This window comes from Nostoc sp., assembly GCF_036917935.1.
Lineage (GTDB): Bacteria > Cyanobacteriota > Cyanobacteriia > Cyanobacteriales > Nostocaceae > Nostoc.
The window spans coordinates 96,416-110,031 of sequence record NZ_JBALEL010000039.1 but is presented as its reverse complement, the minus strand read 5'-3'; the positions used below and the strand labels follow the sequence as shown (position 1 = coordinate 110,031).

At 42.3% G+C, this 13,616-nt stretch carries 9 protein-coding genes; 1 reads left to right on the top strand and 8 read right to left on the bottom strand.

Annotation, left to right across the window (positions count from 1 at the left end; all coding sequences use genetic code 11):
• Window positions 1–735 precede the first annotated feature (735 nt).
• From V7K62_RS17820 to V7K62_RS17785, 8 genes are all read right to left on the bottom strand, one after another.
• Entirely contained in the window at window positions 736–2,319 is a 1,584-nt protein-coding gene (locus V7K62_RS17820) for a type I restriction-modification system subunit M (protein WP_334866238.1), read from the bottom strand.
• A gap of 254 nt (window positions 2,320–2,573) precedes the next feature.
• A complete protein-coding gene (locus V7K62_RS17815; RefSeq protein ID WP_334866236.1) occupies window positions 2,574–3,635 on the bottom strand; it encodes a saccharopine dehydrogenase family protein in 1,062 nt (353 codons plus the stop codon).
• A gap of 12 nt (window positions 3,636–3,647) precedes the next feature.
• Complete coding sequence (locus V7K62_RS17810; protein WP_334866234.1) at window positions 3,648–3,956, bottom strand: putative quinol monooxygenase; 309 nt, start codon at window positions 3,954–3,956, stop codon at window positions 3,648–3,650.
• 29 nt (window positions 3,957–3,985) lie between these two features.
• Window positions 3,986–5,626: a lipoxygenase family protein gene (locus tag V7K62_RS17805; protein WP_334866232.1), complete on the bottom strand. Its 1,641-nt coding sequence runs from the start codon at window positions 5,624–5,626 to the stop codon at window positions 3,986–3,988.
• 92 nt (window positions 5,627–5,718) lie between these two features.
• Complete coding sequence (locus tag V7K62_RS17800; RefSeq protein WP_334866230.1) at window positions 5,719–7,152, bottom strand: c-type cytochrome; 1,434 nt, start codon at window positions 7,150–7,152, stop codon at window positions 5,719–5,721.
• A gap of 76 nt (window positions 7,153–7,228) precedes the next feature.
• Entirely contained in the window at window positions 7,229–7,654 is a 426-nt protein-coding gene (locus tag V7K62_RS17795; RefSeq protein ID WP_334866228.1) for a hypothetical protein, read from the bottom strand.
• Window positions 7,655–7,665: 11 nt separating this feature from the next.
• Complete coding sequence (locus V7K62_RS17790) at window positions 7,666–9,132, bottom strand: cytochrome c (RefSeq protein ID WP_334866226.1); 1,467 nt, start codon at window positions 9,130–9,132, stop codon at window positions 7,666–7,668.
• Window positions 9,133–9,198: 66 nt separating this feature from the next.
• Entirely contained in the window at window positions 9,199–10,641 is a 1,443-nt protein-coding gene (locus V7K62_RS17785) for an NADH:flavin oxidoreductase (protein ID WP_334866224.1), read from the bottom strand.
• A 616-nt stretch (window positions 10,642–11,257) separates the two neighbouring features.
• Here V7K62_RS17785 and V7K62_RS17780 point away from each other — a divergent pair.
• Window positions 11,258–13,267, top strand: coding sequence for a hypothetical protein (locus tag V7K62_RS17780; RefSeq protein WP_334866222.1), 2,010 nt, complete (start codon window positions 11,258–11,260; stop codon window positions 13,265–13,267).
• Window positions 13,268–13,616: the final 349 nt, after the last annotated feature.

The following is a 13,616-nucleotide window of genomic DNA, read 5'->3' as shown; positions in this document are numbered from 1 at the left end:
TCTCCAAACCTCTCTCCTAAGAGGAGAGAGGCTTTGAATCTTACTCCCCTTCCCTTGTAGGGAAGGGGCTGGGGGTTAGGTCTGTATTTCGTGCAATTGACAACCGCTATAAAGCCCCCTTTTTAAGGGGGTTGGGGGATGTGACTGAGTGCGTAAGTTCTATCAAGGTGCGTTAGCCTACGGCATAACACACCCTACAAAGTTTTTATTATGCCAATACATCGGCTTGTTATGCCAATGCATCGGCTCGTTATGCCAATGCATCAGCTTGTTATGCCAATGCATCGGCTTGTTATGCCAATGCATCAGCTCGTTATGCCAATACATCAGCTTGTTATGCCAATGCATCAGCTTGTTATGCCAATGCATCAGCTTGTTATATCATGTCCACTTGATTGCTTATTAAACTCGAAGAACCCCACCCCCAACCCCTCCCCGCCTGCGGGGAGGGGAGACTAAGCGTAGCTTTGGCGGGGTGGGGTGCAATAATTGTGAGAATCATAACTATAGCGTTTCCTAATCATACAAGGTACATCTTAGCCCCCTCCTTGCTTGCGGGGAGGGGGTTGGGGGTGGGGTGCAATAATTGTGAGAATCATAACTATAGCGTTTCCTAATCATACAAGGTACATCTTAGCCCCCTCCTTGCTTGCGGGGAGGGGGTTGGGGGTGGGGTTCTTGTACCTCACTTGGGCCGAGAACCGCTATAATTATCTGGACAGCGTTTTCCCAGCTTTACCCTTCCCTTCGTTGCAACAAAGTCATCGGGTCAAAACCATGACTAGTAAACAATTCTTGCTTTGCATCCACCTCCGACTTGGGTACACCACCCAAAAGATGCGATCGCACATCTTGAGGTTCTGGCGGTGGAGTATTATCAGCATAGCGGCGAATATTACAGTTGTATTCGTAGTCAGCCAATTGTTGTTGAGTCACCACCGCCGCATAACCAGGAATCCCCGGATAATCGGCATTGGTTGTAAAATCTTGATAAGCTGAGACAATTTTTTCTATATGTTCGGGACGCAAAGAATTTTGAGCGCGTCCAGCCTGAAATTCCGCATCAGCGTTGATAAATAACACTTTACCTTGAGTCGCTGCCGGTTTCGCACCTTTGGGACGCATCACCAAAATACACGCCGGAATCCCCGTACCATAAAATAATTGTGGTGGTAAGCCAATCACCGCCTCTAAATTATCTTCTTGAATAAATAACTGGCGGATTTTCTTTTCTTCTCCACCGCGAAACAGTACCCCATGCGGCATAACTGTCGCCATAATCCCATCTTGCTTTAACACCGCTAGCATCTGCTGGGCGAACATTAAATCAGCTTTTCCACTCGTAGGGCAAAAAACGCGGAATCGCTCTTTAAACTCCATCTCGTTATCTTTATTACCCAGGCTGTAGTTTTGCGAAAACGGGGGATTACTCAATATTCGGTCATAATGCTTTAAATTTCCCGCGTCTTTAATCGGCACCATCAAGGTATCATCATTCTGAAGCACAGCATTGGGGATGCCATGCAGTAATAAATTCATCTTGCAGATAGCCCAAACTCCCCCGTTATTGTCTTGGCCGTAAAGCCTCAAATTGCGGGAGTTTCCACCGTGTTCTTCAATGTGCTGCTTCGACAAAATTAACATTCCCCCCGAACCTACGCAGGGGTCATAAACCTCCATCCTTTCTTGGGGGTTGACAATTCGCACCATTAACTTTACCACCCCACGGGGAGTATAAAATTCACCGCCTTTTTTACCAGCAGAGTCCGCAAAGAAATAAATTAAATACTCATACGCCGCACCCAATAAGTCGGGAAATTCTAAATCTTCATTCCGTAGCGATCGCTTGTCAAAATGTTCTATCATTTGGCGTAACTGCAAATCGCTTAACGTACTCTTGCCACCCACCTGCTTATTAAAATCAATATGCTCAAAAACATCTTGCAACACCGCCGGATTAGCATCAGCAAGTTTGTGTAGAGCAATATTAAGTTTGTTGCCTATCTGTTGATGAAAGGTGTTAACTATGGTACTCCAACGAGATTCTCTCGGTACAAATAACGTATAGGCTTCTGCATCAGTTGCAATGTAGCGGTTATCATTTTCCGCCCTTTCCTTAGCAGCTTCCTCACTCTCTCCTTTATCCATAAAATTCTTGACAATTTGCTGATAGCGGACATCAAACACATCAGCAGCCCGCTTTAAAAACAGCATTCCAAAGATAAATTCCTTATATTCAGAAGCGTCCATCTTCCCGCGCAAAATATCAGCCGCCGCAAACAGGTGACGTTCCAGCTTAGGAAGGGTGAGTTTTGCCATAACAATATAATCCCCGGCTTTTGATGATTAGAAACTTGTCTTTACTTCCTGGGTGTTAGTACCCATTGCTCGCAAGTATAAACAAAGCCAGCATCAAAAGACCTCTTGCAAAAGTCCCTAACACCCCACCCCCAACCCCACCCCCAACCCCCAACACACCCCACCCCCAACCCCTCCCCGCAAGCGGGGAGGGGAGCGTTTGCGTTAGCAAATGCGGGGTGGGGTTCTTTGTTTTTTATTTATGCAAGAGGTCTCTAATATCCTGACTCGAACCCGATAACTCCCGGAATCTCAAGGACAAAATCTGCCCCATATACAGATGCAGGAGTCTGGAATCCTACCTTAACTTCGCCTTTAATCACCCGTTTGCTCACTGCTACAGCCGCTAATGCCGTAAAATCGTATGCTTCCGGCCCTAAGAGCTTTGCAGTTACTTGTTGACCATTTTCATCCTCAGCAATACCAATTACTCTAACTTGCCCCTTGGCTCGTTCTGCTGCCGTTGGGCCAGTGGGTAGAGTTTTAATTAGACTTGCTAAAGCACTTTGGAATAAAGACGAGTTAAATAACCATCCCAAATACTGGCTCGACTCCATCAAGAAGCGCACAGGATTAGGAAATACGGTATAAACCTCGATGTTTGGGATACCCGTAGTTTGGAACGCCGTGATCATATCAGCACGCCAAGGGTTTGTTACTGCTGTCACCGGGCCATAACCAAAATCAATTTTACGTCTTTTCGATGCTGGTCGAGATGGGATGAGCTTACCTGCTTCTCGGACTACCCCGATATGATGTAAAGTTGGCAGCACTGAATTTGCGGTTCCCTGAGATACACCGCCCACTGTTTCGTAAATTAAAATCAGTCGTGTTGCAATCGCTAACTTCTGTTTGAGGTAAGCAGCTACACAATCAGTAGGGACAACCCCAAATCCCACACCGGGAAGAAGCATTATCTCTGCACTTTTAGCCTCAGTATCTCGTGCTTGTAGCGCCTGAAATTCAGGTACTTCGCCAGCTATGTCTAAATAGTGAGTTTTAGTTTGGAGGCAAGCATCGACAAGTGGCTTTGAGGTTTTGGAGAAAGGCCCAGAGCAGTTGATGACAGCAATTATATCCTCAAGAGAGCGAGCGAGCGATCGCGGATCGTCTAAGCCAAAAACCCGAAAGTCCAAACTTAATTCATTGGCTACTGCTGCTAGTAAACTTTGATTGCGTCCAGCTAAAATTAATTCCAGTCCGTTATTTTTAGCTGATGCAGCAATGAGTTTTCCAGCATAGCCAGTTGCACCATACAATAACACTCTTGATGTCATTATTATCACCAGCTAGGAATTGTTCACAATCTGCTGCCATAACCTGACATCAGGAGGTTCAACTAAAAATTGTCCTGACTTTTCACCCAGAGCTTTAATATACGGCTTCTCTAGGTGTTGAGCTAAAATTTCCTGGCTGACCCAGTTTTCATGTAACAGAAACAAAGATGGCTCGTCAACAGATTGGTGCAAATCGTAATTAATACAACCTTCTTCTGTAAGGGTGAGAGCTATTACAGGTTGGAATTCCTGCTTGAAGTTTTCTTCAAAACCCGGCTTCACTTTTAGTCGAGCGGTGACGGTTACTTGCTGATTTGACATTGTGATTCCTCTTTTTTACTAAGGCTAATTCAAGTATTGATGCTGTTAATAATTTGCGAAGGCTTGAAGTAGTTGTAAGGTATGGGACGAGTTTGATTTCTAATGTCTATTTGCCGTTCTATCTCATGCAAATTCTGTTGGAATTGCACCACAATCTCCTGCGCCAATGGATCGGCAAACTCCTCATCATAAAAACCCAATTTGTCATAGTGATACGATGTTAAAATCTCAGTCCACATCACCTGATCGGCAGCTTGTTTAAAAGGAGGAAGTATCTTCATGATAGTTTCCAAGTCCACACCCTTAGTTTCTGGAATTGGGTGGTAGGCTGCATAGGGCATATTCGGTACAAAAGCCATATATTCGTACTGAGAAAAATTCAAAGCAGAGTGTAGAGGAGCGCAAGTGAACACCACTACACTAATGATTTCAATCAGTTGTTCTAAAGTCTCAATCCTGGCTGGCATTCCCTTGACTCTACCACCATCTTGGGCGACTAATTCCCTGGCCCAATTTTGCAACTCATAGTCATCACTAATATCCTGTGAGATTTTGTAATATAGTTGCAAGTATTCAGACACAAACTTTTGCACGGCATTCCAGATTAGTATGCCATCGTCCCGGAAAGGAAAGTGCGGTAAAATTTCTGGATCATCTGTTTGACGACTTTTTATTAACCGAGGGAAGGTAAACTTTTCAACACTCCATTCTTCATAAACCTTCGCCACAAACCCAAGAGACTCCGCCAATGAACCTGCCATAAACTCATCAACCGGGCCTCCAGGCTGTAAAAACTGAGTTCGTCCCAAATCATTATCAAATAGCATGAAACGAAAGTGGGGCTTTAACAGTAAGGCGATGGGATGATTTTCTGCTAGTTGCCGCGCAGTTACAATTGCAAACGGAGCCATAACTGCATGAGTGTAGGCAAAATGACTACCCAATTCTTGATGGTTGCCATCAGCAATTTGGATGCAGGTTTTTGCCAAAAACCAATCTAAATGGGGGTCATCTGGTGTATAAATCAGGCTATTTGCCCCAGAGTCATGATTAATCTGGATAGCAACAGGAACTAGAGAACCACCATTATTAGTATCATGACTTTGCCAGTAAAATAGAGCTTGCGGCTTGGGAAGATACTTTTTAACATTATCGTAGACACCACCTTGAATATCAGATAACAAAGGGTAATCTAAGAAATACAGCTTGCCTTCCTTGAGTGCCTTTTCCAAAGTAGCTTCTGCACCTGCAACCTTCTGAAAATGGTAATCCGTTACAGCAAAATTATCAGGTAATACATCAATTCTTCGGATAGCTAATGGGTTCGCTCCAGAGAGTCGTTGTTCAGCAAAACACGAGTCGGTTTTGTAATTTTTTATGACATCGGGCTTTGGTAGTAGTGATAAAAGGTCTTCATATTCTTCTAATTCATCCAGCGGGTCTAAAAAATTTCTGGCTTTGGCAGCCAACATATTCGGTACAAGACTTGCCATACTTGCCAAGCGTTTCGCAGTATATTCCGCCGAGAATAGTTCTTTATGAGGAATCTTATCAATTACTGGTAGAGGAGCCAGATAATTGTAATTAAAATTGTACTCTTCTCGATTTTTGTCTAGCCAATTTATTCGGACATTAACATTAGGATCATTTTGCGGTAAGTATGGTTTCATGATTATCTCAGATTTGGTTTTGTATCACTTGCTAGTAAATGATTAACGTCAGAAAGTTGGTAAATCATATCAGGATTTCGCAACTATTTTAACTACAGGGTTTTCAGATACTCAATCAAAGCTTTTTTATCGCTACCAGATAAATCAGTTCCATAAATATGCCCCTGACTTGAATTAGCAGTTACCGTCGTATCGTATTTAAAACCTATAGCTTTGGCTTCATCTCCCTCAGTAATAAAACCAACTTTTTTCGGGTCGTAGACATCATATCCCCGATAGAAAATCTGAGGACGATTTTCTGGTTTTTCTAACAAATCTTGTAGAGATGGTACTGAACCATTATGTAAATATGGCGCTCTTAACCATAATCCATCTAGAGATACAGATACATACCCATTGGTTTTGCGTAAGTTTTTAAAATCCCAAGGGTAGCCATCACCAAAATGATTGTAAGTATCTGCTCCTTCTTGCGTCCACATATCTAACCGATGGCGGTCAGTTCCCACTTCTTCCACAGGGATGACAGTACCCGTTCTTTCCCCGCCAAAAGCGTGACAAGATGCACAAGTATTAGCAAAAATTTGATTTCCTTTTGCAGCCACTTGTTCATCAACAGCAAATGGATATTTGGGAGGTGGTACTTCTTGAATAAAATCTTCTACCCGCTGTAAATCGGCTACAGGAAGTGATTTTTTGGTAGCACCGTCACCAATTGCTCCAGTTTGAACAGTTTCTGTCAATGAAGTTTCTAACCCATCCCAATGTAACGCAAACCCTTTGTGCATCTTTTGATTCCAAAGAGGCATCATATCAGAGTTGCCGATGGTGTTATCTTTGGGCAACTTTAAAGTATTGAATTTAACCGGGTTAAAAGGGTCAATGCGGCCAGGGCCCCAGTTAGGACGAGAATCTGTCCAACTATAGTCTTCTTTTTGTTGCAGCAGCGCTTTCTTAGTTTGAGGTATTAGCAGATAGCGATAAAGCAGGTTTTCCAACCAGGAAAGCCGATAGTTATATTTGATTTCATCAAGGATATAATCTGCTGTAAATCTGGAATCACCAGCAGTTGCACTCAAAAATCGTAAATAGCCTTGTGAATCAAACTTATTCGCAGGGGCTGCGACCACAAGTGTGGGTTTATCTTTCTCTGTTGTTCTATAGGTGGCGGTATGGCAAACAGCGCAAGTTATACCGACGCGAGGGAAACCAATGGTTTTTTTCGTAAACCCAACTGGCATTTCTTTACCCTCTTCCCATGTGATTCCCAAGGAAGTATAACCACCTGGCCCTGGTAACTTATCAGGGAATATTCGTGGTAATACCAACCAAATCCAATAGGGAACACCTTGCGCTTCTTCTGTGCCAATAGAACCATATTTAAAGTGTTCTTCAGGCGACTCATAATATGTGGGAACCTCTCGAAAAAGGTTGTACCATCCCACATACCCAACTACACCAGCCAAAAGGATCACAATTAAAACAATGCTTGTGATTACCCTACCTATTTTGTCTTTGAGTATTGTCATGGTACTCTCTTGCTCCTTTGCAGAATAATCTGTATGTAGTGCAGGCAATATGCCCACACTAGGCTAGGCATGAGAATTAGGAGAATTGCTTCACTGGAGTTGCTGCAATGGCGTTTTGATAGCGCATTGCTACGGTTAGAAGAATTACTTCCGCTAATCCAAAAAACAGGTCTACAAAGGCAATGGATAAAAACCCTTTATCTTGACCAAAGAAAAACACTGCACAAATGAAAAATGTTGAACCAAAAGCTCTTGAAGGAAATATTGATATCCAGGCAGTTGCCTGATATCGGTACGGGTCAATAGCTCCAGGAACATAAAATGCACTAATAATAAATAACAGCATTCCCGTCGCGCGAACCCAGATAATTGGCACTGGTATATGCATCTGAAGGAACGTCAGCATTAGTTCTGGAAAGAAGCAAGAGGGAATGACAAAAAACATATTAACGATAATGCCGAGCCAAGTAACACGACTAAACCATTTAGCGTAATTATTCATTTTTTCTCCTTTTAAAGCTTCTTCATGTACTCAACTAGCGCATCTTTATCTTCTGTGGGAAGATCAGTACCGTATAAGTGGCCACTGTTACTATTTCCAGCTTTTGTTGTATCTAACTTAAAGTATTGCTTACCGTTTTCTACACCTACATCAGATACAAAACCAACTTTTGTTCTGTCAATCACATCGTAGCCACGATAGAATTCTTTAGGTCTATTTTCTGGTGTTTCTAGTAAATCCCGTAAGGTGGGGACTGAACCATTGTGCAGATAAGGGCCGCGTAGCCAAACACCATCAAGGGGCATATTTGCATAGCCATTAGTCTTACGGAAATTCTTAAAGCGCCACGGATACCCTGTATACAGAGTATTTTGGTTAGACATCGTTTTGTAGGTATATGAGTCGAGACGATGAGGGTCTGTACCAATTTCTTGAATTGGGACAACTTTGCCTGTATATGCACCACCAAAAGCGTGACAACTAGCACAATTACTTTGAAAAAGCTGTTCTCCCTTCGCTGCTATAGTTTCGTTAACTTCGTAGGGATATTTTGGTGGTGGTAGTTCCCAAAGCCAATCAGCAACTCTCTGAATTCGAGGCAAATCAATCGTTGTGGGTGTGACTCCAGCACCTAAAGCTGCACTCTTATTTCGTTCATTAACAGAAGTGTTATTACCATCCCAATGTAACTGCAATCCCTCACGGGGTTTTTGATTCCAAACTGAGGGAAAATCAGAAGTACCAATCAGTTCATCCTCACGCAATTTATCCATTGGGAAATGAAATTGAATTGCTTTATAAGGATTAAAAGTATCTACTCTTCCTGGGCCCCAATCTGGCTGTTCTTCAACAAACTTAAGTCGAGATGCCTGATTAATTAGTGCATCTCTAGTTTGAGGAATTGCAATGAAGCGATAAAGTAATTTTTCAATGGGATTAAGACCACCACTTATTTTTTCAATTTCTGGCAACATCCGATTAGCAGTAAAGCGCTCATCCACACCAACTGCTGATAAGAATTTGATATATCCCTGCAAATTAACCACATTAGCAGGCATTGTCGTGATAACTTGATGTTCGCTATTAGGGGTATTTCGCAGCGTTCCTGTATGACATACCGCACAATTTAACCCAATTCGATCAATAAAGACTCGCCGTTGCGAAAAACCTATAGGTAAATCTTTGTCAGGTTCTTTGATAAATCCCAGAGAAGTATAACCTTTTCCAGGTAATTTATCTGGGAATAGTTCTGGTAAAACTTTCCAAATCCAGTAAGGGATGCCATTGATGGGTTCGCTGCCGATTGAACCATATTTAAAGTGGTTTTCAATGTCAGCATAATCCACTGGGGAGTTAGATAAAACAGGCCAAAGGAAAAATACTGCTACTGCTACAATACCTACAATCACAACCCAAATCCGCTGGAAGATTCCCTTGATTGAGGTCGGGAGTAGGGTAGGGTTTGTTTGTTCGGTCATGAAACACTCCCCATTTGGTCGAGATTATTTGTAAGCGAAATTGTCGATGTGATACGCATCGCTTTTTCATCTAGATAAATTTGCAAACTGAGTTTCATGAAAGACTGACATTACTTCTTCCATCATCTCTTCATAGCTATTGAAGCGATCCTGCTCGTAACAACCCAAGGGATTTTCAATTACATTCAGCAGACATTTATTGCAATAGGTACAGGGTTTATCTGCCAGGTCTTTACCTTCTTGAAAAGATTTAACTAGGTAATTATTAGCAATTAGGGTACGAGCCATTGTGACGCCATCGCAATAATGCTCGTTAATTGCCTGACGAATATAAGAAGCTTGCTGTAAACCACCTGTACATAATACAGGAATATTAACGTGCTTTTTAATTTCTCTGGAATCCAGCAAGTTTCTGCCTTGGTTCTCTATCAATAGCTGCTTGATTTTGGGGTCTTTTACATCATCACCGCTAAAGGCTTGAGGAGGCAATTGCTTTTTCACACGATTCCATAAAAAATTGAAAATTGGATGCAAAAATGCTTTGCGAAATAAAATGTAGTTACGTGTGGTTTCGACGCCACTCGACAACATCGCATCATAAGTTTTAGTAATGACATCAAAATTAAAATCACCAATGGGATTGAGTGGGTGAGGAAATAAGCTACCAGTTGACACATGCACAGCATCAGCCCCAGCTTCTTCTGCCCATTTACAAACTTGGATGGAATCTTCTATGGTATTACCTGGTTTTTCCCAAAAGGTGACGGCGTTGTTATAATCAATAGCACTAATTTTGAATTGCAGATGAAAGTCGTTGCCTACTTCTTTGCGGATTGCTCTAATTACATCTAGCAAAAACCGCGCTCGATTCTCTAATGAACCACCATATTCATCTTGACGGTCGTTAATTCCAGAACTGAGAAATTGGTTAAAAAGATATCCATTAGCACTGTGCAATTCCACTCCGTCCAAACCTGCTTCACGGGCACGTCTAGCACCATCGGCGAAGTATTGGATTGTTTCTTTAATTTCTGCTAGTGTCATCGCTTGACACAAAAAGCCGTGGAATGGCTCTGTTTGGCTGGTGGAACTTAAGGCTTTTTTTCCTAAGTTTTCTACACCACCAATATCTTGCTGTCGCCCAGAATGACTTAATTGTAAGATAAGTTTACAGTCATATTCGTGGACTCTTTCTCCTACTTTTCGCCAAAAAGGAATGCGCTCATCACAGTGAATGGTGGCGTAATTAGGCATAATTCGTCCCCGGATGGCGACTGGGACAAAGGAAGTAATAATAGCTCCTACACCACCACGAGCAAACTTTTCTTCCCAGTTGATTCGGGCTTGAGTACCTGAACCATCATAGTTATCCCATCTTCCAGATATACTAGAGCGAAATATCCGATTTTTGACTGTGAGATTACGGAATCTCAATGGCTGAAAGATAATATCGTTTTCCATGTGTTCCTCTGTCTTTTGTGTTATTTCGGCAATAGGATTAGGTGTCAAAATTCTTCGTAGTAGTAACAGTCTGTCCAGAGAAGTATTATTTCTAGTGTCTCTGGGAGGGCAATTTTTTATATCTACAAATCCACAATGGAGGTTTTCGGATGCGATCGCTAAATATTAAGTTTTTGTTACTTAAATTTACCTACCAAATTTCAGCATGGATATTGATCTTTATTGGTTTTTCCAGTTATATAAGAACTTTTGCAGTTTGTAAACCTACGGTATTTAGAAAACAATTCTTAAAAAAAGTGAAAATTTTCGTCTTTTATTTCTCTTCAAAGGTTAAGGCAACCTTAAAAGTAGCTTCTAACAATTTGTTACAAACTTAACCAACTATGCAGGGAATCGATATAACCATAGCAAATAGGTTATTAAACACCATTGTAAATTTACAAATTTTTAAATTTTTGATTTAAAAATGTCTAAAAGTTTATTGATGACGTTTTGCAAACTTGTGTAGTAAGTTCATATATAACGAGCCTCAGTAAGGTACATTTTAAATCATCAAAATATCCCAAGACTAAATCTGGAAAATGGGAAATTAGTGATGAAGTATTAGTGTACCTCTGCAAACGTGAGGTGCAGTGGAAAAGGTTTAGGTGTCACAGAGAGTTTTATGAAAAAGACAAGTCTAATTTTTAAGGGCTGTCTGCTCCTCCTATTCGTGACTATGTTTATAGTCTGCGGCTTTTATGGAACGCCTACAGCTCTAGCCGATGAGTATAGTGAAATACCTACGTCCCTAGGTACTAAGTATTCTGATACTGCTGTAAGTGAATACCTCGATAACTGTGAGGGTATCGGTTATCTCCCAGAGTACACAAAGGAGAATTTGACAGATGCCGAGAAACGGGGCCGTTGCACCTGGTACTTATGGACTGGCGGTAATGATAAGTACTATCGTGATCTAGCGAAGCGAACGAGTGGTGGTGCTGACCTGCTAAAACTGATTAACTCAGATAAGCATGACGAGCGATTCAAACTCTATGGCGCAATTAACGATCCTGGATGTGAAAAATCGACAACACCAGATGAATACGGATTGCAGCTAGATAAATGTCAAGACCCGCTCTCAACTGGCGTAATTGGGTTGCGTAAGTTCCCCAACCCCAACTTTGACTCGGCAAAATGGAACCCTGTTGAATATGCCAAAAACTCACAAATTGAGCCTCCTTATTTGATCGGGCAGTCCTGTGCCATCTGTCACGTAGCATTAGATCCCCTCAATCCGCCCAAAGACAAAGAACATCCGAAATGGGAAAACCTGGTAGCAGCATTGGGTAATCAGTACATCAAAGAAAACAAATTCTTTGATGCCAGCGTCGGGGAAAATAGTTTTATTAAGCAAGTACTTAACTCTCAGAAACCGGGGACTTCTGATACTTCTCGGATTGCCACCGATCATATTAACAATCCGAATGCGATCAATGCCATTTTTAATTTAGGCGATCGCCCCAAATATCCAGAGGTGATGAACGATGGTTCAACCAAGGATGTTAATCATATTCTCAAGGATGGTGCGGACTCTATAGGAGTAGCAAAAGCCTCACTACGCGTCTACGTCAACATTGGGATGTGCGGCGATTACTGGACAAGTCTCCATGAGCCTTTATTAGGCAGAACTCCCCAAAAACCTTTTGACATCGAAAGGGCGCGGAAGGAGTGCGAAGGCTGGAGACAGACAGAAACACGCATGGCTGATGCCGAAGCATTTCTGAAAACTATCCAGCCGATGCACCTAAAAGATGCACCAGGTGGTGAAGAGTTCTTGACTAAAGATGAAGAAGTTCTCAAACGTGGCAAGCTGGTTTTTGCCAGCACTTGCGCTAGTTGCCATTCCAGCAAAATGCCATCGGCTGCGATCGCTACTGACTCCGAACAGGCTCAGAAATGGTATCAAGAGTCTGTACTCAGTAGTAATTTTCTTGACCACAACTTCTTGTCTGATGACCAGCGTTATCCAGTTACACTAATTGGTACTAATGCGGCGCGATCGCTAGGAACAAATGCTACTAAAGGGCATATTTGGGATCAGTTCTCGTCGAAGACTTACAAACAACTGCCTTCACCAGGTACTTTAACGCTGTACAACCCCTTCGATGACAAAAAACCCATCGAATTTAAGATCCCCGACGGCGGTTTGGGATATTACCGTACACCTTCACTAGTGAGTATTTGGGCAACAGCACCACTTCTTCACAACAACACACTAGGACTTTACAACGAAGATCCTTCAGTGAAAGGACGTGTAGAAGCTTATACGGATGCGATGGAAAAGCTGCTGTGGCCTGAAAAGCGTGAGGGAATTATCAGCAGGACATCTCAAGATACTAAATTAGAGCTTCCCCCAGGAGATCCAAATCCGAGATTCAGGCTTCCTGTTCCTAAAGGTACGCCTGTGAATTTGCTGGCAAGCATCAATATGAGAGAGGCGATTACATCTCTCAATCTCGGCAGCCTTTTCCAAGACTTGAAACCGGGGGGTGGAATTAAGGGTAAGTTGGCACGTGTGCTTTTAAGAGCCAACAAATCTCCTGACTTCGTTGAAGATGAGGGTCATTATTTTGGCTCAAATCTGCCAGATGAAGATAAGAAAGCCCTAATTGAGTTCGTGAAAACGTTCTAAGTACAGCTTTGCCTAAGAGGTTGTTTGAAAAGTATTTAGCTGTGATTTTAGGCATTTGTTGATCCCCCCTAACCCACGCCAGTCGCTCCACTTGGGGAGACCCCATCGCGCAGCGTCTCGTAGAGAAGACCGCGCTGGCTCCCCTTAAAAAGGGGGGAACTGGAATCAAAGTCCCCCTTAAAAAGGGGGATTTAGGGGGATCTAAAACGTTTTGCTACTAAGAAAAGGACTTTTCAAACATCCTCTAAAATCGTAGTGTTTTAAACGCCGAGAATTCGCTACGAATTAATAAAATGTTGTACTAAGACAACTTGTCTTGATATTCTGCACTCGTTCCCAGCTTAAATCT